The organism is Kribbella sp. NBC_00482 (assembly GCF_036013725.1).
Taxonomy (GTDB): Bacteria; Actinomycetota; Actinomycetes; order Propionibacteriales; family Kribbellaceae; genus Kribbella.
Map to the genome: position 1 here is coordinate 3981427 of NZ_CP107881.1, position 23277 is coordinate 4004703.

Genomic DNA, 23277 nt, shown 5'->3' on the forward strand with positions numbered 1-23277 from the left:
ACGGTAACCGGACGATGCGGGGCCGCATCCTCATCGTCGACGACGACACGGCGTTGTCGGAGATGCTCAGCATCGTGCTGCGCAACGAGGGCTACGACACCTATCTGGTCGCAACCGGCGACAAGGCGGTACCGGCGTTCCGGGAGTTCAAGCCCGATCTGCTGCTGCTCGACCTGATGCTGCCCGGGATGGACGGGATCGACGTCTGCCGGGCGATCCGGGCCGAGTCCGGCGTGCCGATCGTGATGCTGACCGCGAAGAGCGACACCGTCGACGTGGTGCTCGGGCTGGAGTCCGGCGCCGACGACTACGTGGTGAAGCCGTTCAAGCCGAAGGAGCTGGTGGCCCGGATCCGGGCCCGGCTGCGCCGGATGGACGAGCCCGGTCCGGAGTCGCTGACCATCGGCGACCTCACCATCGACGTCGCCGGCCACTCGGTGAAGCGGGCCGGCGAGACGATCCAGCTGACGCCGCTGGAGTTCGACCTGCTGGTCTGTCTGGCGTCGAAGCCCTGGCAGGTGTTCACCCGCGAGGTGCTGCTGGAGCAGGTCTGGGGCTACCGGCACGCTGCCGACACCCGGCTGGTGAACGTGCATGTCCAGCGGCTGCGCTCCAAGATCGAGAAGGACCCTGAGCACCCGGAGATCGTGGTCACGGTCCGCGGTGTCGGATACAAGGCGGGTGCGGACTGATCGAGTACGGACGCGGCCAAGAGTCGCAGGCTGCCGCCGACGACGTGGTGGTGGACCCCGGCACCGAGGTACACACCGGACAGATCGCCGACGGCGCGCAGCCGACGGCACCGCCCGAGCAGAAGGCGGCCGAGTCCCGCGGGACGGAACTGGAGCTGACCGTCGCCGCGGTGGACTGGTCTGCCCAGCCGCAGCCGCTGTGGCGGACGCACCCCAAGCACTGGCCGGACATCTGGCGGCGGTCCATCCAGGCCCGGATCGTCACCGGGACCCTGCTGATGTCGACGCTGGTCCTGATCCTGGTCGGCTGGGTGATGATGAGCCAGGTCACCGACGGCGTCCTGGAGTCCCGCCGGATGAGCGCCCAGGCCGAGGTCCGCGCGCAGCTCCAGCAGTTGTCCGTGACGATCGACGCCGCCAACCGCAACACCGTCAACCAGGAGCTGTCCAAGCTGGTCCTCGGCTCCAACCGCCCGGGCCTGTACGACGTCCTGCTGGTGCCGACCGACCAGGCGGCGTCCAACGCGATCCGCTACACCGGACTGGTCGACAGCAACTCGATCCCGCAGGCGCTGGCCTCCTCCGTGGTGAGTGACGGCTCCAAGCTGTGGGACACGTACACGCTGATCAACTACCGGGAGAGCCCGAGCGTCCCGGGGCTGGTGATCGGTTCGCAGATCCGGATCGACTCCACCGGCGACAAGTACGCGATCTACTTCCTGTTCCCGCTCACCGCGCAGCAGGAGACGCTGGACGTCGTACAGCGGGCTCTGGTGACCGCAGGTCTGTTGCTGATCGTTCTGCTCGGTGCGATTGCCTGGCTGGTCACCCGACAGGTCGTGACTCCGGTCCGGATGGCACGACGGATCGCTGAGCGACTGGCGGCCGGCAAGCTCGAAGAGCGGATGCAGGTCCGCGGCACCGACGACCTGGCGCGGCTGGCGGTGTCGTTCAACAAGATGGCCTCCAACCTGCAGCGGCAGATCCGCCGGCTGGAGGAGCTGTCACGGCTGCAGCGCCGGTTCGTGTCGGACGTGTCGCATGAGCTGCGGACGCCGCTGACCACCGTCCGGATGGCTGCCGATCTGCTGCACGAGAGCCGTGACCAGTTCGACCCGATCAGCCGCCGCTCGGTGGAGCTGCTGCAGAACGAGCTCAACCGGTTCGAGGAGCTGCTCGCCGACTTGCTGGAGATCAGCCGGTTCGACGCCGGAGCGGCCGCCCTGGACCTGGAGGACGTCGACCTGCGCGACATCGTCAACCGGGTCCTGGAGAACCACGAGACGCTGTTGGAGCGCAAGGGCTGCTCGGTCGAGCTGGACATGCCGAGGCCCTGCAGGGCCAACGTCGACTCCCGCCGGATCGAGCGGATCCTGCGCAACCTGATCGGCAACGCGATCGAGCACAGCGAGGGCCTGCCGATCCGGATCAGCACGGCCTACGACGACGATGCCGCCGCGGTGGCCGTCCGCGACCACGGGGTCGGGTTCCGGGCCGAGGAGGCGGAGATGGTGTTCAGCCGGTTCTGGCGGGCTGACCCGGCCCGGGCCCGGACCACGGGCGGCACCGGTCTCGGCCTCTCGATCGCGCTCGAGGACGCCCGGCTGCACGGCGGCCGCCTGGACGCGTGGGGCTCGCCCGGCGACGGCGCGTACTTCCGCCTGACGCTGCCGCGCCGGCCGGACGTGGCGCTCACCGGCTCGCCGCTGCCGCCGCGACCGCCCGACGCGACCCGGGTCGTCACCGAGCTCGTCGACGTCGGCGCGCCGTACCAGAAGCTGAGCGGCGGTGAGGAGCGGTGAGACGCCGGCTGCTCGGGGTTCTGCTCGCCGTGGCGCTGCTCGGCGGCTGCGCGGCCGTACCGACGCAGGGCACCATCCGCAACGGCGAGCGGCAGGGGCTCGCGCCTGACCTGGGCGGTGTCGGCGTCGAGGCGAAGCCGCCGCGGGCGAACATCGACGCCATGGCCATCGTCAGCGGCTTCCTGGAGGCCATGTCGGACTCCCAGGCGTACGACGTGGCGCGGCAGTACATGACCCCGGAAGCCGCGGGGGAATGGAAGCCGGAGTCGCAGACCGTGGTGTACGACCAGCGTCCCGAGTCGCTGACCCGGAAGGACGACGGGATCCAGCTGACCGCCCGCAAGATCGCCACCATCGGCGCGCGCGGCGAGTGGATCCCGGCAGCCGCGACCGACAAGGCCGACTTCTTCTTCGAGCTGAAGAAGGTGGACGGGCAGCTCCGCGTCGCAAAAGCGCCTCCGGGCGCCTACCTGGGCAGCAACCAGGTCGACCTGAAACTCGCTCCCCGGGACCTGTTCTTCTTCAACCAGTCCCGGGACCTGCTGGTGCCGGACCAGGTCTGGCTGCCGCAGAACCTCCCGTCCGGCCAGGCCGCGACACAGCTCATCCAGGAGCTCCTGAAGGGCCCGACCAGCCGGCTGGGCAACGGCGTGGTCTCCCTCGCGCCGCCCGGCACAGAGGTACAGCTGTCGGTCCCGGTGGACCTCGGTGTGGCCACCGTGGCGCTGAACGACACCGCCGGATCGCTCCGGGATCAGGACCGGCGGCTGCTGGCGGCGCAGATCGTCTGGACGCTGAACCAGCTCAACCTCCGGGCCAAGATCACTGTCGGCGGTGCACCGCTGCTTCCGGACGAGCCCGAGGTGCTGCCGTTCGCCAACTTCAGCGCGTACGACCCGCAGGCGTCGGCCGGCGCGATGACCAAGCTGTACGGTCTGCTCGGGCAGAAGCCGCAGCGGATCGTCGGACTCGACGGGGCGTCGGACATCTCCGCCCAGCCGCTGAACTCGGGTCCGCTGGCGCTCTACAAGGCACGCTCCTTCGCGGTCACGCTGGCGGGTGACGCCGGGGCGATCGTCACCGCCGACGGGCGCCGGGTCATCTTCGGGAAGCTGGACCCGGCCGACAACGCCCCCAAGGCGTCCGAGATCAAGGTCGACGGGAAGACCTTGCCGCCGACCTTCGACGGCCAGGACAACCTGTGGTTCCTGGACAGGGCCGACCAAGCCGACCCGCGGCTGCGCGTCCGCCACGACGACGGGCGCGTCAGCGAGGTCGACACCGACTTCAAGGGAGACACTCCGGTCGCCCTGCGGATGGCGCCGGACGGTGTCCGGGCGCTGCTGGTGATGCACAGCGCGGCCACCAAGCAGAACTACGTCGAGATCGCGACGGTCCAGACCACCAACGGCGGCAAGCAGTTGACGCTGGCAGAGTTCCGGCCATTGCGGCTGGCCCTCACCAACATCACCGACGCGGCCTGGGACAAGCAGGGCATCATCGTGATCGGGACCGACAACGCGGCGCCGCAGCCCTGGCTGGTCAGCATCGACGGGTCCAGCCTGCAGTTGCTGCCCGGTTCGGCGCCGGCCTTCGTGCCCGAGCACGTCGCGTCGAACACGCACAAGGACACGCTGCCGGTGATCCAGGACGACGCGGGCCGCATCCACTGGCTCAGCAAGGACCTCGGGTGGGTCTCGATGGACGCCGACAACAGCCAGGCCACCATCATCCCCACCTACCCCGGCTGAGCCACTTGTCCACAGGCCCGGGCTCCCGCGGTTGCGGGGGCCGCTGCGGATCGTGGACCGTGAGGTGGTGCGCGGGTGGGACGGGTTCGTGGACCTGGTGCTCGGCGGGCGGTGCGCGGGCTGCACGCGGCCCGGCGTCACTCTCTGTGGTGGTTGCCGTCGGCTACTGACCGGTCTGACTCCGTTCCGTGCATGGCCGGACCCGAGTCCGCCCGGTCTGGCGCCCCCGACCGCCGCCGCGCCGTACGCCGGGGAGCTCCGCAACCTGATCCTCGCGCACAAGGAGCACGCCCGGTACGCCCTTGCCAGGCCCCTCGGTGAGCTGCTGGCGAACGCCGTACGGGCGGCTCTCGAGCAGCGCCGGGCAGCGTGGGTGTGTCCGGTGCCGTCGCCTCGGGCAACGGTCCGCAAGCGCGGGCACGATCCGCTCGGGCGGATTACGAAGGCTGCCGTCAGATCCCTGCGCAGACAGGGAATCGACGCCCGGACGGCCGACGCGCTGCGGGTCGTGGGACGTCCCGACGACCAGGCCGGGCTGTCCGCGGAACGCCGTACCGCGAACCTGGACGGGGCGTTCGGGCTGCGTTCGCGCTGGGCTGAAACGCTGATCGGTCAACCGGTCCTGCTGGTCGACGACGTGATCACCACCGGATCCACGCTCACCGAGGCCTGCCGCGCCTTGGAAACCCGGGGAATCCAGGTCCTCGGCTGTGCGCTGCTCGCGGCGACCTCGCGACACCGGACGTCTGGTTCATGAGAACTTCTCTACCGGTTTTCGCCGAAGCCGACTAGCGTTGGCTTATGACACCCGCTAGGGCTTGTCGGGCAGTGGAGTGGTGGAGGACCGGATCAGCCGGATTCCTCGCCACGAGGTCCGACGGGTTCGACAGCGGGTGTTCTCGTTTCGGGCACCGTCACCACGAGCACGGGGGTCCGAACACGTAAAAGAGTCGCCGATCGATGGAGGTTTCCGTGGACGTCGTTGTCAAGGGTCATCACTGCGAGGTCAGTGACCGCTTCCGGCAGTACGTCGAGGAAAAACTCGAGCGGATCGAGAAGGTCGATCACCGGGTACTGCGGTGCGAGGTGGAAGTCAGCCAGGAGAAGAACCCGCGACAGCACGATCGGGCGATGCGTGTCGAGCTCACCATGTACACCAAGGGTCCGGTGGTCCGCGCAGAGGCGTGCGGGGAGACCAAGCAGGCAGCGTTCGACGTCTGCCTGGACCGGCTCCGGTCCCAGGTCCGCAAGGCGGCCGACCGGCGTCGTGTGCACCGTGGTGAGCGTTCGCCGGAAGGCCTGCGGCACGTGAACGCGAAGCAGCCGCTCAACGGCAACGCACCTGTAGTGGAGGAACCAGTCGCCGAGGACGAGGTGGCGACGCACAAGTACGGATCTCTCCTGGTCACCGGCGACGGACCGCTGGTGATGCGCGAGAAGACCCACACCGCCAAGCCGATGACCCTGGACCAGGCGCTCTACGAGCTCGAACTGGTCGGGCACGACTTCTACCTGTTCGTCGATGCCGACGAGAACCAGCCCAGCGTCGTCTACCGCCGTCGCGGCTACGACTACGGCGTGATCCGGCTGGCCGTCTGAGACCTCAGGAGGTGCACGACGAAGGGGCCGGGCGAACCGCCCGGCCCCTTCGCTGTCCCGCCTCAGGTCAGCTGTCGATCTGCTGTTGCAGTTCGGCGGCGTAGGTCGCGACCTCGGCGTACACGCCCGGGTTGCCGGCGTCCGCGCAGCCGATGCCCCACGACACGACACCGAACAGGCGGCCGTTCAGGACCAGCGGGCCACCGGAGTCGCCCTGGCAGGAGTCCTTGCCGCCTTCCTCGTACCCGGCGCAGATCTCGCCGTCGGCGGCGTAGCCCTCGCTCGCGTACGCCTTCTCGCAGTACGCGTCGCCCAGCACCGGTACGTCGACCTTCTGGAACGTGGCGGCCGGGCCGGTGCCCTCGGTCTCGCCCCAGCCGTAGACGATCGACGCCGCGCCGGCCGCGTCGGCCGCCTTGTCGGTCTCCAACGGCAGCGTCGGTACGCCGTCGAACGGGGTGGCCAGCGTCATCACGGCCACGTCGTGGCCGGGCGACTTGCCGTACTCCGGGTCCACCCAGATGCTGGTGATCTTGGATTCCTTGCCGGTGGACGTGTCGCTCAGGTCGTCGCGGCCCTGAATGGCGGTGTAGGTCGACGCGGCCTCGGTCGAGCAGTGCGCCGCGGTGACGATCTTGTTCGCTGCTACCAGCGTCGAGCCGCAGTACTCACCGGTCGGGTCGGGGGAGCCGCTGTTCGAGAGCTGGATGGCCCACGGGGTGTCGGCGGTGTGCGCGATGGTGCCGCCCACGATCCGGGTCTTGGGTCCATCGGGCGACTGCGCGGCCGACGCCGAGCCTGCTACGGCCACCGCACCGAGGGACGCCGCGGCCAGTACGCCGGCCGCGAGGGCAGCGCGGACCGCATGCTTCTTTCCTGTCATGCCTCACTCCAGGGTGATAGGGGCCGCACGGGCGGACGGCCTCCTCGCAGGTTCCCCCGAACACCATCCGTAGCACACCTCCCACTTTGGGTAACGCCAGAGTTATGCCCCACCTCCACCGCACCCCTCCCAAGCCAACTTTGAGAAGCCACCGACCACTTTTCGGCCGCGCAAGTGACTGGTGGCTTCTCAAAGTTGGGGTGGACTGTCGGTGGAGGGCGGCAGAATGCGGGGCATGAGTGGAGAGGTGCTGTCTAGAGGGCAGGCGCGGCGGGTCGCGCTGGCGGCGCAGGGGTTCTTGGACCCGCGGCCGAGGGGCGTTCCGGACGTGCGGGCCCTCACTCGGGTGCTGGGGCGGATCGGGCTGATCCAGATCGACTCGGTCAACGTGCTGAGCAGGACGCAGTACCTGCCGCTCTACTCCCGCCTCGGTCCGTACCCGCGCGATCTGCTGGACCGCGCGTCCGGGAAGGCCCCGCGCCGCCTGGTGGAGTACTGGGCGCACGAGGCGTCCCTGATCCCGGTCGAGACGCACCCGCTGATGCGCTGGCGGATGGCCCGCGCGACGACCGAGGCGTGGGGCGGGCCGCGGTCGATCGCGAAGGAGCGGCCGGACCTGATCAAGCAGGTGCTCTCCGACGTCCGGAACCACGGCCCGCTGACCGCCCGCCAGATCGACGACGATGTCGAGCGGGCCAGGGACAACTGGGGCTGGAACTGGTCCGACGTGAAGCGTGCCCTCGAGTTCCTGTTCTTCGCCGGCGAGATCACGGTCGCCCGGCGCAACCAGCAGTTCGAGCGGCTGTACGACGTACCCGAGCGGGTGCTGCCCCGCGCGGTCGTCGAGACGCCGACCCCGACGCTCGACGAGGCGCACCGCGGGCTGGTGTCGATCGCGGCCCGGGCTCACGGGGTCGCCACCGCGCAGTGCCTGCGGGACTACTTCCGGACCGCGCCCGCGCCGACGCAGCAGGCGATCTCCGAGCTGGTCGAGGAGGGTGAGCTGCTCCCGGTCCGGATCGAAGGCTGGAAGCGCCCGGCGTACCTGCACCGCGACGCGCGGCTGCCGCGCCGGGTGAACACGCGGGCTCTGGTCAGCCCGTTCGACTCGCTGGTGTACGAGCGCACCCGGACCGAAGTCCTCTTCGACTTCCGGTACCGGATCGAGATCTACGTCCCGGCGGAGAAACGCGTCCACGGGTACTACGTGCTGCCCTTCCTGCTCGGGGACCGGCTGGTCGCCCGGGTCGATCTCAAGGCCGACCGCCCCGGCGGCGTGCTGCTGGTCCAGTCGGCGCACGCGGAGCCGAAAGCGCCTGTGGAGACCGCCGACGAGCTGGCTGCCGAGCTCGTCCAGCTCGCCGGGTGGCTCGGGCTGGACCAGGTCCGGGTAGCCGGCGGCGGTGACCTGTCGCCAGCGCTCAGTGACGCTCTGCGCGGTTCCTGAGGACCGGCTGGGAACTTTCAGGGCCGCCCGGACGTGGGTGAGGTAGGGCTCGAGGCACGCTGCGGGCGTGGCTTGGCACACCCGGCCCCGTACGATGGGGGTCGCACGCCTTCCCGGTGGGTCGGTCGTGCCCTGTCGGCGTTCGGCCGCAACCCAGGCTTCAGCAGCAAGGAGTGAACTCCCCACCATGAAGGTTGTCGACAAGGTCCTGCGGATCGGCGAAGGCAAGATCATCCGCCAGTTGCAGGGCATCGCGAAGATGGTCAACTCCATCGAGGACGACTTCGTCAACATGACCGACGAGGAGCTGCGCGCGCAGACCGCGGAGTTCAAGGAGCGTCACGAGAACGGGGAATCCCTGGACGCGCTGCTCCCGGAGGCCTTCGCGGTGGTCCGGGAGGCCGCCAAGCGGACGCTGCACCAGCGGCACTACGACGTCCAGATCATGGGTGGGGCTGCGCTGCACCTGGGCAACATCGCGGAGATGAAGACCGGTGAGGGCAAGACCCTGGTCGGCACCCTCCCGACGTACCTGAACGCGCTGTCCGGCAAGGGCGTGCACGTGGTCACGGTGAACGACTACCTGGCCAAGTACCAGGCCGAGTGGATGGGCCGGGTGTACCACTTCCTCGGCCTCGACTACGGCGTGATCCTGCCGGAGATGACCCCGGCCGAGCGCCGGATCGCCTACGCCAAGGACATCACCTACGGCACCAACAACGAGTTCGGCTTCGACTACCTGCGCGACAACATGGCGGGCAGCATCGAGGACTGCGTCCAGCGCGAGCACAACTACGCGATCGTGGACGAGGTGGACTCGATCCTGGTCGACGAGGCCCGGACCCCGCTGATCATCTCCGGCCCGGCCGAGGACAGCCAGCGCTGGTACGTCGAGATGGCCCGGATCGCGAACTCGCTGAAGGCCTGGACGCTGGCCGACGAGGCGGAGCTGAAGCGGAAGAACCCGCGGATCACCGACCTGGAGATCGACGAGACCAAGCGCCGGGTCGCCGACTACGACGTGGACGAGAAGAAGCGTACGGTCGCGATCCTCGAGCGCGGGATCGAGAAGGTCGAGGACCGGCTCGGCATCGACAACCTGTACGAGTCGGCCAACACCCCGCTGATCAGCTACCTGAACAACGCGCTGAAGGCCAAGGACCTGTTCCACCGGGACAAGGACTACGTGGTGGTCGACGACGGCGAGGTCCTGATCGTCGACGAGCACACCGGCCGGACGCTGCACGGCCGCCGCTACAACGAGGGTCTGCACCAGGCGATCGAGGCCAAGGAAGGCGTCGAGATCAAGGAGGAGTACCAGACCCTCGCGACGATCACGCTGCAGAACTACTTCCGCCTCTACGGCAAGCTGGCCGGCATGACCGGTACGGCGATGACCGAGGCGAACGAGTTCTCCAAGGTCTACAAGCTCGGCGTCGTCCCGATCCCGACCAACAAGCCGATGATCCGGGTCGAGGAGCGGGACCTGATCTTCCGCACCGAGGACGCCAAGTTCGACGCGGTGGTCAAGGACATCGTCGACGCGCACGGGGCCGGGCAGCCGATCCTGGTCGGCACCACGTCGGTGGAGAAGTCCGAGCGGCTGTCCCGGCAGCTGCTCAAGGAGAACATCAAGCACGAGGTGCTGAACGCGAAGCAGCACGCGCGTGAGGCGGCGATCGTTGCCGAGGCCGGCCGCAAGGGCGCGGTCACGGTGGCCACCAACATGGCCGGTCGTGGTACCGACATCATCCTCGGCGGGAACCCGGAGTTCCTCGCCGACAAGGAGCTGCGCGCCCGCGGCCTCGACCCGGCGGAGGCCATCGAGGAGTACGAGGCGGAGTACCCGTCGGTGCTGGAGCAGTTCGAGAAGCAGGTGAAGGAGGAGCAGGAAGAGGTTCGCGAGCTCGGCGGCCTCTACGTCCTCGGCACCGAGCGGCACGAGTCCCGCCGGATCGACAACCAGCTGCGCGGTCGCGCCGGCCGGCAGGGCGACCCGGGCAAGTCCCGGTTCTACCTGTCGCTCGAGGACGACCTGATGCGCCTGTTCAAGCGCGAGATGGTCGACTGGGCGATGTCGCGGAACAACGACGACAGCCAGCCGCTGGAGAACAAGGTCGTCACGAAGGCGATCGCGTCGGCGCAGGGTCAGGTCGAGGCGCAGAACTTCGAGACCCGGAAGAACATCCTCAAGTACGACGACGTGATGAACCGTCAGCGGCACGTCGTGTACGACGAGCGCCGCCGCGTGCTCGAGGGCGCCGACCTGCGCGACCAGGTGCAGGACATGCTCGAGGAGACCGTCACCGGGTACGTGCAGGGCGCGACCGCGGACGGGTTCGCCGAGGACTGGGACCTGGACGCGCTGTTCACCGCGATGAAGACGCTGTACCAGTCGGAGCTCACCGAGGAAGAGCTGATCGAGGAGGCCGGCGGCGAGAAGTCGGGCCTGACCCAGGACTTCCTGGTCGAGCGGTTCCTCGAGGACGCGACCACGGCGTACGACCGGCGTGAGGAACTGCTCGGCGAGGAAGCGATGCGCGAGCTGGAGCGGCGCGTCGTACTGAGCGTGCTGGACCGCAAGTGGCGCGAGCACCTCTACGAGATGGACTACCTGCGGGAGGGCATCGGCTTGCGGGCGATGGCGCAGCGCGACCCGCTGGTCGAGTACCAGCGCGAGGGTTACGACATGTTCGCCTCGATGATGGAGTCCATCAAGGAGGAGTCGGTCGGCTTCATCTTCAACGTCGAGGTGGACGTGGAGGCGATGCGTGCCGAGATGGAGCTCGCAGGAGAGGCGGCGCTCGCGGATGAGGACCGCCTCGAGGGCCGCTCGATCCAGGACATCCTCTCCTCGGGCGCGGCGGTCGCCGAGCTCGCCGGCGGGGACGACGAAGAGCGGCCGCAGGACACCCAGCGGCCGCGGGACACGCCGCGCCTGCGGGCGAAGGGCCTCACCAACGAGCCCCGTCCGCAGCGGCTGACGTACTCGGCGCCGACGATCGACGGTGACGACGAGGTCGCGATGCACCAGGACGCCGTCGAGGACGGCACCCTGGAGTACGCCGGTACGCCGCGCAACGCCGCCTGCCCGTGCGGCTCCGGCAAGAAGTACAAGCGCTGCCACGGCGACCCCCAGTCGGACGTCTACAAGTTCTGAGCACCATCTACTGGACGGCCGGTTCCCCTCGGGGAGCCGGCCGTTTCACGTAGGGTGGGTGACCGCTCTACATCAACACCACCGCCCGCGCCGGGGACACCCAGCGGGGTCCGGGAACAAGCAATAGCCTGTCCCCACACCCGTTCGCCTGTCTCCAGTCCGATCCAGTCGGGTACTCCGGAACATTTCTGCCACCAGGTGCAACATTTGCTCCGCATACCGCCCGCGCACCGGGGACACCCGGCGGGGGCTGCGAACGGGTAATAGCCTGTCGCCAGACACCATTGCCTGTGCCCAGTGCGATCCAGTCCGGTACTGCGGGTGCGACATTTGTTCCGCAAACAGCCTGCTAGGCCGCGGAGCCGAGCGGCACATCCGCCCGCCAGCACCTCCGCTCAGCAACACATCCCGCGCGCCGGCGGAGCCGGCCGACAGGCAGCCGCCGAAGGCGTGACCGGTCTGCGTTTCCTAGCCGGGCCGACCCGGTCGGTGATCCGGGCGCCGTCGGGCGGGATCAGTTCGAGCAGGCGGTAGTGCGAGACCGAGAGGCCGGGGTACTGCTCCTCGGACGTGGGGTGTGGTGCCGGCCATGGCGGGCCGGGGCGGGGTGTGGTGCGCTTGGGGTATGTGGCTGCGGGAGAGGTTTGGGGTTGGGGTGCCGGTGGTTGGGGCGCCGATGGCGAATGTGAGCGGCGGGGAGCTGACGGCGGCGATCTCTGCGGCTGGTGGGTTGGGGATGCTCGGGGCGGGCTCGGCTGTCACGGCTGACTGGATCCGGACCGAGGGAGCGATCGCCGCGGCGGGCGGGACGCGGTACGGGATCGGGTTGATGGCGTGGTCGGTGAAGGATCATCCCGAGCACCTGGAAGCGGTGCTGGAGCTGCGGCCCGCGCTCGTGTCGTTGAGCTTCGGGGACTACACGCCGTACGTCGGCCCGCTGCAGGACGCCGGGATCGTGGTCGCGACGCAGGCCGGCACGCTCGCCGATGCCCGCGAGGCTGTGAACGCCGGCGTGGACGTGATCGTTGCCCGGGGCGCCGAAGCAGGCGGCCACGGGCGGAACGCCGTCGCCACCCTCCCATTGCTGCAGGCGATCCTCGACGCGACCGACCTGCCCGTACTCGCGGGTGGCGGGATCTCCGGCCCACGCGGACTGGCTGCCGTGATGGCCGCCGGTGCCGCCGGCGGATGGATCGGTACGGCGTTCCTCACCTGCGTCGAGGCGCAGACGAAAGAACCGGCCCGGCAGCGGATCATCGAGGCGGACGAGACCGAGACCGTCTACGGCACGGTGTTCGACGCCGCCTCGCGCGCAGGCTGGCCGGACGAGTTCGGCGGCCGAGCCCTCCGCAACGCCTTCTTCGACACGTGGGAAGGACATGAGGAGGAACTGAAGACCAAGGACTCGGCGCATGACCTCTGGGTCGAAGGGGCCGCCGACCCGGCCCGCGCGTCGATCTACGCGGGCCAGGGCGTCGGCGCACTGACCGGTCAGCCGACCGCGGCCGAGGTCCTTGCCGGTTTCGCGACGTACCGCGACTACTTGAGCGCCGCCCTCAACGACGGGTCCAAGTAGTTGCGGTGAGCAAGCACGAGGTCGTTGCAGAGCTCCCAGATCTGCTCGACCGGTAGTGCGGCCGCTGTTGCCGGGTCGACCATGACGGCTTGGCGGATCGCGCGCGGATCCTCCTCGATCGCCGCCTGTACGGCGAGTTCGGCCACGTTCAGGTACGAGCGGTTGAGCGCCGCGCACTGCGCCGGGAGTGCGCCGACCGCGGTCGGCCGGACGCCGGATGCGTCCACCAGACAAGGGACCTCGACGACAGCTCCGGATTGCAGGTTGGAGATCAGGCCGGTGTTCGGCACGTTCCCGTAGACCGTCCGGGGCGTGCCCGTGACGATGCTGTGGATGATCTGCGGGGCGTACTCCATCGTGGGGTCGACCTCGACCGGCTCGCCCGCCTTCAACGCGTTGCGGGTCTGCTCGTACGACGCGAGATTCTCGGCGACGATGTCGAGGTACGCCCCGATCGGCAGCCGCAGCCGCTCGATCTCGCGGGCGTGCCCGAGGTACCACGGCACGTACTCCGACGAGTGTTCGCTCGTCTCGGTCGGGTAGAACCCGAGCCGCCGGTACATGTCGACCCGGACCCGGCGCAGCAGCTCCGGATCCGCCGCGATCGCCTCGTCCAACCGGTCGTACAGGTTCTCGGCTCCGCGCTCGAACCGCAGTACCCACGACTGATGGTTCACGCCGGCGGCCAGGTAGGTGACGTCGTCGTACGGTACGCCGACCAGCTCGGACAGTCCGTGCATCGTCCAGTACACCGAGTGGCAGAGCCCGACGACGTTGCGGACCCCGAGCGCCTTGAGGTACCAGACGTTCATCACCATCGGGTTGGTGTAGTTGAGCAGCCACGCGTCCGGGCAGACGTCGGCGATGTCCTTCGCGAGCCCCCGCAGTACCGGGAAGGTCCGGAGCGCGCGGAACACGCCGCCGACGCCGAGGGTGTCGCCGATCGTCTGCCGGATCCCGTACCGGGCGGGGATTTCGAAGTCGGCGTGGGTCGCCGCGTTCATCCCGACCTGCACGATGTTGATGACGAAGTCGGCCCCGTCCAACGCGGCCCGGCGCTCGAGATGCTTGCTGATCTGCGGTACGACGCCACGCTCCCGAGCGATGTACGACGCCGCGGCTGCAGCCGTCTCGAGCCGCTCGGGGTCGATGTCGTGCAGAGCGATCTGCAACGGCCCGAGCTCGAGCGCGAACAGGTCGGCGAGCAGCCCCTGCGTGAACACCACGCTGCCGGCACCGATGAACGCAATCCTGGTCATGACGTCACGCTTTCCAATACCTCGTCCCAGTCGGGTTGTGCGGCCGTACCGCCTGCAGCGCGGGTTGAGAGCGAACCGCACGCGGCGGCGATCGCGAGGGCGCGGTCGGGGCGGGATCCGTTGAGTACGGCGGCCACCCAGCCGGCGTCGAAGCTGTCGCCTGCTCCGACGGCGTCGATCATGTCCACCTTGAGTGCCGGTGCGGTGACGACCTTCGACCCGGTGTGGGCGATCGCGCCGTCGACGCCGTTCTTGACCACGACGAGCGGGCCGCGGCGGGCGAGGATGCCGGCGGCGTCCTCGACCTGGTGGTGGCCGGTCAGGGCCAGGGCCTCGGCGGCGTTGGGGAGGAAGTAGTCGGTGACCCGAAGGATCGGGTCGAGGACCGACCGGTCCCAGCGCCCGGTGGGATCGTCGTTCGGATCCAGCGACGTGGTCGCCTTCGCCGCCTTCGCTTCCTTGAAGATCCCGGCGAGCCCGGCCGCCAACGCCGGCAACAGGTAGAACGACGCCGCATGGACGTGCCGCACCGACCGCACCAGCTCCAGCGGTACGTCGTCCGCGGTCGTGCTGGGCAGACAGCCCGGAGACGTGAGGATCGCGCGATCGTCGCCCGAGGTGAGGATCGTGGTGAGAGGCGTGGGCAGCGAAGGGTCGACCACCAGCGCGTCGACGTTCACGCCCCGGTCGGCCAGCGACGTACGGACGAAGTCGCCCGCGGGGTCGTCGCCGACGCGACCGGCGAACGCGACGCTGAGCCCGAGCCGGGCGGCGCCGCACGCCATGATCGACGCGGAGCCGCCGAGCACGAGCGATCCGGTCGGCACCAGCCGCTCCCGCTGGCCGAACAGGATCGGTTGGTCAACCGGCCCGATCACCACATCAGGGTTGGCGTCGCCAATGACAAGGAGGTCCATAGTCAGCCTTTGATTCCGGTGGAGGCCAGGGAGCGGATGAATGCCTTCTGGGCCAGGAGGAACCCCAGCAGGACGGGCAGCACGGTGATGACGTTGCCGGCCATGACGGCGGACCACTGGGTGTGGTGCTGTCCCTGGAACGTCGTGAGTCCCAGCTGGAGGGTGTAGGTGGAGTCGCTGTTGATCGCGATCAACGGCCAGGTCAGGTCGTTCCAGGTGGCGAGGAACGTCAGTACGGCGACCGTGCTCAACGCAGGCCGCGCGAGCGGCAGCACGATCGACACGAGGATCCGGAGCCGCCCGCAGCCGTCGATCCAGGCGGCCTCCTCGAGCTCGCGGGGGAGCGAGACGAAGAACTGCCGGAACAGGAACACGGAAAGCGGTGTCACCAGGGACGGCACGATCAGCGCGCCGAGCGTGTCGATCAGGCCGAGGTGCTTCATCACCAGGAACGTCGGGATCATCGTCAGCTGGAAAGGGATGACCATCGTGGCCAGCATCAGCCCGAGGACGAGCTTCGACCCGGCGAACCGGATCCGCGCGAACGCGTACCCGCCGAGCGACCCGAGCACCAGGTTCGCCGTCACCGCCACCGCGGAAACGATGAAGGAATTCAGGAACCAGCGCGGAAACAACGCGTTTCCGAGCACGTACCGGTAGCCGTCGAGCTTGATCCCGTGCGGCCACAGCGCCGGCGGAAAACGGTTGATTTCCGCGTTGCTCATCACCGAGCTGACCAGCAGCCACACCAGCGGCAACGCGAACAGCAACGCCAGCGGCGCGAGTACCAGATGCCAACCGCTGAAAGGCAGCCTCTTCATCGAGCAGCCACCTTCCGCCGGTAGATCTGCAAGGCGGCGCCGACTACCAGCAACGCGACGGCCAGCGTGTACGCCGCTGCCGCGCTGTAGCCGGCCGTGAACGTCTTGAACGCCTTCTCCCAGATGAAGTACACGATCACCGTCGTCGACCCGAGCGGTCCGCCCTTCGTGGTGACGAACACCAGGTCGAACACCTGCAACGCGTTGATGGTCTGGAACAGCAGCAGGAAGATCGTCACCGGTGCCAGCGCGGGCAGCGTCACGTGCCGCAGTACGCCCCAACGACCGGCGCCGTCGATCCGCGCCGCCTCGACCAGATCGGTAGAAACCCCTTGCAGGCCGGCGAGATAGACGATCACGCAGAACCCTGTGCCGCTCCACAAAGAGATCGCGACCAGCAGATACAGCGCCTGACCCGGATCGCTGAAGAACCCCTGCGCAGGCAGCCCGAGCTTGTGCAGCAACGAGTTCGCGACCCCGAATTCCGGGTCGAGCACGAACGAGAACAACACGCCCTGCGCCGCCGCCGACACTACGAACGGCACGAACACCAACGTCCGGTACAGCCCGATCAGCGCGATCTTCCGGTCCAGCGCGATCGCGATCCCCAGCCCGGCGACCACGGCCAACGGCACGTACAGCGCCGTGTAGATCAGCGTGTGCGAGACCGCGGACCCGAACGCCGGGTCCTTCACCAGCGCCTTGTAGTTGGCCAGCCCGACCCACTCGCTCGGCGACACCAGATCGTTGACCTGGAACGACAACAGCAACGACCACAGCACCGGTACGACGCTCAGCCCGAGAATGATCACCACCGACGGACTGACGAAGGCCCACCCGGTCGCACCTTCACCACGAGCCCGCCGCTTGGCCGCCCGCGACCGCGGATCGACGGTGAACGTCCCGACCACACTGGCCATCAGTTCGGCACCGCCAGTACCTGGTTGCACTGGTCCACGGCCTGCTTCAACGCATCCGCGGGACTCTGCTTCCCGAGCAGTACGGCGGCGATCGCCTGACCCATGTGCTCCGAGATCTGCGGGTACGTCGAGATCGTCGGCCGCACCTTCGCGGTGTCGAGGGCCGTCACGAACACCTCGAGCCCGTTCGTCTCCGTCGAGTGCTTCTTCCATTGCGGCAACTCGGCCGTCGCCTTGGTGATCGGCAGGCTACCGCCCTTGATGTCCCACTGGATGTCCTGCGCCGGGTCGGCCAGCCAGGTGACGAACTCGGTGGCCGCCTTCACCTTGGCCTTGCCGTTGTCGAAGATCGTCCAGGTGTCCGGCCCCGAGATCGTCATCGGCTTCCCGGAGTACGACGGCAGCGGCACCACGCCGTACTCGAGGCCGTTGTCCTTCAGTTCGGGGAGCTGCCAGGGGCCGGTGGCAACCATTCCCATCCGGCCGCCGAGGAACACCTGGTACAGCTGCTCGCTGCCCGGCTTCGGGTCGACGTACAGCGACTTGTCGGTGCGTAGCCGGTCCAGCGTTTCCAGGGCCTTCGTGCCGACCGAGTCGAACCCGACCTTCTTGCCGTCGCCGCTGACCACGTCGCCGCCGAGGTCCCAGATCATCGGCCAGATCCGCCAGACCGTGTCCTCATCGCCGACGCCCGGCCACCCGGTGCCGAAGATTCCCTTGGCCGGGTTGGTGAGTTGTTTGGACGCGGCAACGAAATCGTCCCAGGTCCAGCCGGCCTTCGGCGGGGCCACACCGGCGGCCGCGAACAGCTTCTTGTTGTAGACCACGCACAGCGAGTCGAGCAGCGCCGGCGCCGCCCGCACCTTGCCCTTCACACTGACCGCGTCCTTCGCGGCCGGCCAGTAGTCGTCGATCTTCAATTGACCGGTGAGGTCGGCGACCTTGGGACTCTTGGTCAGGCTGGCGAGGTCCGACCCGAAGATGTACGCGATATCCGGGTAGGACCCCGCCGCCAGACCCGCGGTGACCTTCTGCAGCATGCTGTCCGCGGTGACTCCGCCACCGCCGCCGACCACCTTGATCTTCGGGTGCGACTGGTTGAACGCGGTGATCAGGGAGTCGATCGCGGCCTTGCCGAGATCCACCTGGCCGTGCCAGAGGTCGAGCGTCACGACACCGTTGGCGTCGGCCCCCTGATCCTCCTTCTTACCGCAGGCACCAAGGGTGCTCACGGCCGCGACGGCACCGGCCGCGCGGAGGATGTCACGACGGGACAGGTTTCGAGCATGCTGAGACATGACGGTCTCCAGAAAGGTTGGAGGAAAGGAGTTTCAGCAGGTCTTGCGGACGTACCCGGAGTCGCCCGGGACGGAGACGTCCACATCGCGCTGCACGATCGAGAGCGTTCCGCCGTACTGCGAACACGCCGTACGCCGGCCGCTGTCGGTGTACTCGATCACGATCACGTTGTTGCCGAAGGCATCCACGTAGTCACCGCACTCGTCGTACTGGCCGCATTCCTCGGCGACCGCGAAGTCCAGGCCGACCGTGGCTCGGTCACCGGCCAGTTCGACCGTGTTCTTCTGGCCGATGGCGAGGCTCTTGCTGTGTGCGTGGGTGGCCAGCAGGGTCAGGTACGCCTTCGCCTGGCCGGCGGTGAGCAGCTTCTTCGAGCGGGTGTAGCTGTCGTAGTTGTCAGGCTCGATCGCGTTGTAGCCCTTGGTCGCGCAGCCGTCGATCCAGCCGTTGACCTTGGCGGCGATCCGGTTCCGCTTGTCCGCCGTCCGGAAGTCGAGCAGCGGTTCGCCCCAGTCCTCGTCGATCACAAGGTTGCCCTTGGCATCGCGGAGCAGCAGGTCGGAGTCCCACTGGCCCTGTTCGCCGGGCTGGACCTGGAAGGCGTTGACGTAGCAGATGTTGTACAGGCCGGCCGCCGGAGCGGCGGTCCGGTCGCGGGTGACCACCTGGACGCCGGCGGGCGGGGTGTAGGCGCCGCCGATCTGGTAGTCGAACTTCGCGTGCGCCGGCGGGAGCGTGACGGCCGCGTCGGCGGGGTTTCGGGTGAGGGTGGAGGCGGTGACTGCGAGGGCGGTGGCCGCGGCTGCTACCAGCAGGCGGCGGATGAGTCTGGACACGATTGCTCCATCGGTCCCGGGGACGCGACCCCGCCTCGGGCTTTCTCACGGCCCTGGCGCCGGGAAACCGGACTTCAGGCCGTCGGCCTGCTACCGGCTGGGTGCGTCACTGCCGACCAGTCAAGCGCCGTGACGACCGCTCCGTCAAGCGATCGGCTGCAAACGAGTGCGCGGAACCGCCCGCAGATTGCGGTATTGCGCAAAGCACCCGGATCTTGACAGCAGTGTTTTGAACCGGTTTAAATGCTCCTTAAACCGGTTTAACTGGAGGCTCGAGTGACGAAACGGCCGACGATCGCGGATGTGGCGCGCCGGGCCGGCGTGTCCAAGGGGTCGGTGTCGTTCGCGCTCAACGGGCGCCCCGGGCTGGCGCAGTCGACCGTGGACAAGATCCTCGCGGCCGCCGACGAGCTCGGCTGGCGGCCGAGCAACCGCGCGCGGTCGCTGTCGGTCTCGAAGGCGTTCGCGCTCGGCCTGGTGATCACCCGGGACCCGGCCGTGCTGTCGTCGGATCCGTTCTTCCCGGCGTTCATCGCCGGGGTCGAGAGCGTGCTGTCGACCCGGGGGCAGGCGCTGGTCCTGCAGGTGGTCACCGCCGGGGAGTCCGAGGAGGACGGGTACCGGCGGCTCGCGCAGGACGGGCGGGTCGACGGGGTGTTCCTGTCCGACCTCCGGCACGACGATCCGCGGATCGACCTGCTGGTCGAGCTCGGCCTGCCCGCGGTCACCCTGAACCGTCCGGACGGCGAGTCGCCGTTCCCGGCGGTAACCCTCGACGACCGGCCGGGCACGGGGGCGGTCGTCGAGCACCTGATCGGGCTCGGGCACACCCGGATCGCGCAGGTCGCCGGTCCGCCCGCGTTCGTGCACGCCACGGCACGGTCCACGGCCTTCACCGAGGCGCTGGCCGCTGCCGGTCTGGAGCCGGTCGCGGTCGAGATCGGTGACTTCACGGCGGCCGGCGGGATCGAGACCACCCGGCGGCTGCTCGCGCTGCCGGAGCCCCCGACCGCGATCTTCTATGCGAACGACCGGATGGCGATCGCGGGTCTCGGCGCCGCCCAGGCCGCGGGCCTGACCGTGCCGGACGACCTGAGCATCGCCGGCTTCGACGACAGCGAGCTCGCCGAGTACGTGCATCCCGGTCTGACCACGGTCCGCGCCGACCCGTTCCGCTTCGGCGAGACGGCGGCCCAGACCCTCAACCGGGTCGTCAACGGCGACACCGACGTACCCGACGTCGAACTGCCGCCCGCAGAACTCGTCGTACGCCGCTCCACTGCTGCACCCCCTGCCTAGGAGGCCCCCATGAAGTTGCAAGCTGGACTGCTGGCCGTGGTTCTGGCCGGCTCGCTCGCCGCGTGCGGGAGCGGCGGTGGCGGCGCTGGTGACGCCGACGCCGCGGCGCAGGCCCGCGGACCGATCACGATCTGGTACTCGAACAACGCCGAGGAAGTGGCCTGGGGCAAGCAGATGGTCGCGGCCTGGAACGCCGAGCACGCCGACCAGAAGGTCACCGCCCAGGAGATCCCGACCGGGAAGTCGTCGGAGGAGGTCATCGGCGCGGCGATCACCGCGGGGAACGCGCCCTGCCTGATCTTCAACACCTCGCCGGCGTCGGTCTCGCAGTTCCAGAAGCAGGGCGGTCTGGTGCCGCTGGACGCGTCGTACATCGAGGAGCGGTCCGGTGATCTCGCGCAGCAGTACAAGTCGGCGGACGGCAAGTACTACCAGCTGCCCTGGAAGTCGAACCCGGTGATGATCTTCTACAACAAGAAGATCTTCGCGAAGGCCGGAATCACCGATCCTTCGTTGAAGACGTACGACGAGTTCCTCGCCGCGTCGCGCAAGGTGGTGGCGTCGAAGGCCGCGAAGTTCGCGATCTACCCGGCGCCGAGCAACGAGTTCTACCAGTCCTGGTTCGACTTCTACCCGTTGTATGCGGCCGAGAGCGGCGGCAAGCAGTTGGTTGCCGACGGCAAGGCGACGTTCGCGTCCGACGAGGGCAAGAAGGTCGCGCAGTTCTGGCGGACGATGTACGCCGACAAGCTCGCCTCGCCCGAGAAGTACACCGGGGACGCGTTCGTGGACGGCACGTCGGCGATGGCCGTGGTCGGTCCGTGGGCGATCGCGACGTACAAGGGCAAGGTCGACTGGGGCGTCGTACCGGTGCCGACGTCGTCCGGCAAATCGGCTGACGAGATCCACACGTTCTCGGACGCCAAGAACGTCGCGATGTACTCCGCGTGCAAGAACCGCGGGACCGCGACGGACGTGCTGAAGTTCGCGACCAGCAAGGAACAGGACGGAAAGTTCCTGGCCGCGACCGGACAGATGCCGCTGCGCAAGGACGTCGCGTCGACGTACGCCGACTACTTCGCGAAGAACCCCGACTACAAGACGTTCGCGGACCAGGCGTCCCGGACCGTCGAGGTTCCGAACGTGCCGAACTCGATCACGATCTGGCAGACGTTCCGCGACGCCTACTCCAAGTCCGTGATCTTCGGCCAGGAAGACATCGGCTCAGCCCTCGACGGCGCCGCCCAGAAGGTCGACGAACTCGCCAAACAGTCATGAGGTCGCGTGGTCCGCTCGGCCGGATTCTCGGTGAGCATCCGGTCGGGACCGCGTTCGTCACGCCGTACGTCGTTTTCCTGGCCGCGGTGTTCGCGTATCCGCTCGGGTTCGCGGTGTACATGTCGTTCCACGACTACTTCTTCGCGGCGCCGGGGGCGATCGTGGAGCGGCCGTTCGTCGGGTTCGACAACTACGTGACGGTGCTGTCGGATCCAGCGGTACGGCGGGCGTTCGGAAACGTTCTGGTGTTTCTGGTGATCAATGTTCCGCTGACCGTCGTGCTGTCGCTGCTGCTCGCGAACGCGCTGAACGCGGCGATCCGGTGGCGGACGTTCTTCCGGGTCTCGTACTACGTCCCGTATGTGACGGCCTCGGTCGCGGTCGTCGGGGTCTGGCTGTTCCTGTTCAACTCCAACGGCCTGGTCAACTCCGTCCTCGGTCCGCTCGCGCCTGATCCGTCCTGGTTGGTGAACTCGTCGCTGGCCATGCCGACGGTCGCCATCTACGTCACCTGGAAACAGCTCGGCTTCTTCATCCTGCTCTACCTGGCCGCGCTGCAGAACGTCTCCAAGGACCTCTACGAGGCTGCGTCGATGGACGGTGCCGGGCGGTGGAAGTCGTTTCTCAACGTGACAGTTCCCGGTGTCCGGCCGGCGACGACGCTCGTCGTGCTGCTCGCCACGGTGACCGGCGCGAATCTGTTCACCGAGCCCTATCTGCTGACCGGAGGCGGCGGTCCGGACGGAGCCTCCGCGTCACCGGTTCTGATCATGTACCAGCGCGGGATCGAGCAGGGGAACCCCGATGTGGGTTCGGCGATCGGCGTGCTGCTTGTCATCGGAGTGCTGTTGCTCGCGTTGATCGAACGGCGTTTCGTGGGGAAGGAGGAGTCGTGAAGCTCAAGTTCGTCGGCCTGCTGATCGGGGCCTTCGTCTTCCTGTTTCCCTTCTACTACATGCTGATCGGCTCGTTGCAGGCCGAGCCGGATCCTTCGGTCGGCGGGGCGTTTCCGTCGCCCGGGAACCTCACCGGTCACAACTACGCCGAGATCAACCAGGCGATCCACCTCGGCCGGTCGCTGCTCAACTCCGGGATCTTCACCGGCGGCGTGATCCTCGGGACGCTCGTTTTCGGGGTGCTCGCCGGGTACGCGCTGGCACGGTTGCAGTTCCGCGGGCGCGGGCTGGTGTTCAACCTGATGCTGCTGATCCAGGTCGTGCCGTTCCAGTTGCTGACGATCCCGCTGTACGTGCTGATCGTGCGCAGTTACGGGCTCGCCGACAGCTACCTCGGGATGATCCTGCCGTTCCTGATCAACTCGACCGCGGTCTTCGTTTTCCGGCAGTATTTCCTGCAGTTGCCGGCCGAGCTGTTCGACGCGGCCCGGATCGACGGGGCGTCGGAGCTGAACATCCTCTGGCGGGTCGCCGTACCGCTGGTGCGGCCGGCCCTGCTGACCGGCGTACTGCTCACGTTCATCGGGCCGTGGAACGAGTTTCTGTGGCCTTTCCTGATCACCAAGCAGCAGGACCTGCAGCCGCTCGCGGTCTCGCTGTCCAACTACCTCACCACCGTCTCGGCGCGGGCCGCGAATCCGTTCGGCGCCGTGCTCGCGGGCGCGTGTGTGCTGGCCGCGCCTGCGGTCACCTTGTTCATCGTCTTCCAGCGCCGCTTCATCTCGACGAACCTGTCGTCCGGCGTCAAAGGCTAACCCTGCAGTGCTATTTCCAGAAAGGCT

19 protein-coding genes are annotated in these 23277 nt (G+C 68.3%); 12 read left to right on the forward strand and 7 right to left on the reverse strand.

The genetic code is table 11. From position 1 onward, the window contains the following. Nucleotides 1-14 precede the first annotated feature (14 nt). The 5 genes from mtrA (at nt 15) to hpf (ending at nt 5844) form a co-directional block, all read left to right on the forward strand. Complete coding sequence (mtrA, locus tag OHB24_RS19645) at nt 15-692, forward strand: MtrAB system response regulator MtrA (protein WP_130445425.1); 678 nt, start codon at nt 15-17, stop codon at nt 690-692. Between the two features lie 50 nt (nt 693-742). Then, nucleotides 743-2494, forward strand: a complete 1752-nt coding sequence (gene mtrB, locus OHB24_RS19650) for an MtrAB system histidine kinase MtrB (protein WP_327640516.1) — start codon at nt 743-745, stop codon at nt 2492-2494. Then, nucleotides 2491-4245, forward strand: coding sequence for an LpqB family beta-propeller domain-containing protein (locus OHB24_RS19655; RefSeq protein ID WP_327640517.1), 1755 nt, complete (start codon nt 2491-2493; stop codon nt 4243-4245). The genes mtrB and OHB24_RS19655 overlap by 4 nt, the downstream gene beginning before the upstream one ends. Before the next feature lie 52 nt (nt 4246-4297). Then, nucleotides 4298-5002: a ComF family protein gene (locus OHB24_RS19660; protein ID WP_327640518.1), complete on the forward strand. Its 705-nt coding sequence runs from the start codon at nt 4298-4300 to the stop codon at nt 5000-5002. A 215-nt stretch (nt 5003-5217) separates the two neighbouring features. Further along, nucleotides 5218-5844 (forward strand): ribosome hibernation-promoting factor, HPF/YfiA family, encoded by a 627-nt coding sequence (gene hpf / locus OHB24_RS19665; RefSeq protein ID WP_327640519.1) that lies wholly within the window; start codon nt 5218-5220, stop codon nt 5842-5844. A 67-nt stretch (nt 5845-5911) separates the two neighbouring features. On the opposite strand, the gene OHB24_RS19670 is transcribed toward hpf, so the two are convergent. Next, nucleotides 5912-6727: a S1 family peptidase gene (locus OHB24_RS19670; protein ID WP_327640520.1), complete on the reverse strand. Its 816-nt coding sequence runs from the start codon at nt 6725-6727 to the stop codon at nt 5912-5914. 235 nt (nt 6728-6962) lie between these two features. Here OHB24_RS19670 and OHB24_RS19675 point away from each other — a divergent pair, with 235 nt between their 5' ends. The 3 genes from OHB24_RS19675 to OHB24_RS19685 all read left to right on the forward strand — a co-directional run bounded on the left by OHB24_RS19675 (nt 6963) and on the right by OHB24_RS19685 (nt 12910). Beyond that, the gene (locus tag OHB24_RS19675) at nt 6963-8174 is read left to right on the forward strand and encodes a winged helix-turn-helix domain-containing protein (protein ID WP_327640521.1); all 1212 of its coding nucleotides are present in this window, start codon (nt 6963-6965) and stop codon (nt 8172-8174) included. A gap of 187 nt (nt 8175-8361) precedes the next feature. Then, complete coding sequence (gene secA / locus OHB24_RS19680; RefSeq protein WP_327640522.1) at nt 8362-11334, forward strand: preprotein translocase subunit SecA; 2973 nt, start codon at nt 8362-8364, stop codon at nt 11332-11334. Nucleotides 11335-12010: 676 nt separating this feature from the next. Further along, nucleotides 12011-12910 carry an NAD(P)H-dependent flavin oxidoreductase gene (locus OHB24_RS19685; protein ID WP_327640523.1) on the forward strand — a complete coding sequence of 300 codons (900 nt, stop codon included), beginning with the start codon at nt 12011-12013 and terminating at the stop codon, nt 12908-12910. On the opposite strand, the gene OHB24_RS19690 is transcribed toward OHB24_RS19685, so the two are convergent. From OHB24_RS19690 to OHB24_RS19715, 6 genes are read right to left on the reverse strand one after another with little or no spacing between them, the layout of a single operon-like run. After that, nucleotides 12874-14169, reverse strand: coding sequence for an alpha-glucosidase/alpha-galactosidase (locus tag OHB24_RS19690; RefSeq protein ID WP_327640524.1), 1296 nt, complete (start codon nt 14167-14169; stop codon nt 12874-12876). The genes OHB24_RS19685 and OHB24_RS19690 overlap by 37 nt on opposite strands. After that, on the reverse strand, nt 14166-15086 hold the full coding sequence (locus tag OHB24_RS19695; RefSeq protein ID WP_327640525.1) for a carbohydrate kinase family protein: 921 nt from the start codon (nt 15084-15086) through the stop codon (nt 14166-14168). Before OHB24_RS19695 ends, OHB24_RS19690 begins: the two co-directional genes overlap by 4 nt. Before the next feature lie 2 nt (nt 15087-15088). After that, nucleotides 15089-15907, reverse strand: a complete 819-nt coding sequence (locus OHB24_RS19700; RefSeq protein ID WP_327640526.1) for a carbohydrate ABC transporter permease — start codon at nt 15905-15907, stop codon at nt 15089-15091. Further along, complete coding sequence (locus tag OHB24_RS19705) at nt 15904-16827, reverse strand: carbohydrate ABC transporter permease (RefSeq protein WP_327640527.1); 924 nt, start codon at nt 16825-16827, stop codon at nt 15904-15906. The genes OHB24_RS19700 and OHB24_RS19705 overlap by 4 nt, the downstream gene beginning before the upstream one ends. Beyond that, nucleotides 16827-18125 (reverse strand): ABC transporter substrate-binding protein, encoded by a 1299-nt coding sequence (locus tag OHB24_RS19710; RefSeq protein ID WP_327640528.1) that lies wholly within the window; start codon nt 18123-18125, stop codon nt 16827-16829. Before OHB24_RS19710 ends, OHB24_RS19705 begins: the two co-directional genes overlap by 1 nt. Nucleotides 18126-18158: 33 nt before the next feature. Further along, a complete protein-coding gene (locus OHB24_RS19715; protein ID WP_327640529.1) occupies nt 18159-18962 on the reverse strand; it encodes an endo alpha-1,4 polygalactosaminidase in 804 nt (267 codons plus the stop codon). A 276-nt stretch (nt 18963-19238) separates the two neighbouring features. Between OHB24_RS19715 and OHB24_RS19720 the strand changes: the two genes are divergently transcribed. From OHB24_RS19720 to OHB24_RS19735, 4 genes are read left to right on the forward strand one after another with little or no spacing between them, the layout of a single operon-like run. Continuing rightward, nucleotides 19239-20261 carry a LacI family DNA-binding transcriptional regulator gene (locus OHB24_RS19720; RefSeq protein WP_327640530.1) on the forward strand — a complete coding sequence of 341 codons (1023 nt, stop codon included), beginning with the start codon at nt 19239-19241 and terminating at the stop codon, nt 20259-20261. Between the two features lie 9 nt (nt 20262-20270). Continuing rightward, nucleotides 20271-21539, forward strand: a complete 1269-nt coding sequence (locus OHB24_RS19725) for an extracellular solute-binding protein (protein ID WP_327640531.1) — start codon at nt 20271-20273, stop codon at nt 21537-21539. Beyond that, nucleotides 21536-22435 carry a carbohydrate ABC transporter permease gene (locus OHB24_RS19730; RefSeq protein ID WP_130382403.1) on the forward strand — a complete coding sequence of 300 codons (900 nt, stop codon included), beginning with the start codon at nt 21536-21538 and terminating at the stop codon, nt 22433-22435. Before OHB24_RS19725 ends, OHB24_RS19730 begins: the two co-directional genes overlap by 4 nt. Continuing rightward, nucleotides 22432-23250, forward strand: a complete 819-nt coding sequence (locus OHB24_RS19735) for a carbohydrate ABC transporter permease (protein WP_327640532.1) — start codon at nt 22432-22434, stop codon at nt 23248-23250. The genes OHB24_RS19730 and OHB24_RS19735 overlap by 4 nt, the downstream gene beginning before the upstream one ends. Nucleotides 23251-23277: the final 27 nt, after the last annotated feature.

Bases quoted from the DNA above. Each gene is read 5' to 3' on its own strand.
- mtrA (WP_130445425.1), top strand. From the start codon at position 15: ATGCGGGGCCGCATCCTCATCGTCGACGACGACACGGCGTTGTCGGAG.
- OHB24_RS19670 (WP_327640520.1), bottom strand. From the start codon at position 6,727: ATGACAGGAAAGAAGCATGCGGTCCGCGCTGCCCTCGCGGCCGGCGTA.
- OHB24_RS19675 (WP_327640521.1), top strand. From the start codon at position 6,963: ATGAGTGGAGAGGTGCTGTCTAGAGGGCAGGCGCGGCGGGTCGCGCTG.
- secA (WP_327640522.1), top strand. From the start codon at position 8,362: ATGAAGGTTGTCGACAAGGTCCTGCGGATCGGCGAAGGCAAGATCATC.
- OHB24_RS19685 (WP_327640523.1), top strand. From the start codon at position 12,011: ATGGCGAATGTGAGCGGCGGGGAGCTGACGGCGGCGATCTCTGCGGCT.
- OHB24_RS19690 (WP_327640524.1), bottom strand. From the start codon at position 14,169: ATGACCAGGATTGCGTTCATCGGTGCCGGCAGCGTGGTGTTCACGCAG.
- OHB24_RS19695 (WP_327640525.1), bottom strand. From the start codon at position 15,086: ATGGACCTCCTTGTCATTGGCGACGCCAACCCTGATGTGGTGATCGGG.
- OHB24_RS19700 (WP_327640526.1), bottom strand. From the start codon at position 15,907: ATGAAGAGGCTGCCTTTCAGCGGTTGGCATCTGGTACTCGCGCCGCTG.
- OHB24_RS19705 (WP_327640527.1), bottom strand. From the start codon at position 16,827: ATGGCCAGTGTGGTCGGGACGTTCACCGTCGATCCGCGGTCGCGGGCG.
- OHB24_RS19710 (WP_327640528.1), bottom strand. From the start codon at position 18,125: ATGTCTCAGCATGCTCGAAACCTGTCCCGTCGTGACATCCTCCGCGCG.
- OHB24_RS19725 (WP_327640531.1), top strand. From the start codon at position 20,271: ATGAAGTTGCAAGCTGGACTGCTGGCCGTGGTTCTGGCCGGCTCGCTC.
- OHB24_RS19730 (WP_130382403.1), top strand. From the start codon at position 21,536: ATGAGGTCGCGTGGTCCGCTCGGCCGGATTCTCGGTGAGCATCCGGTC.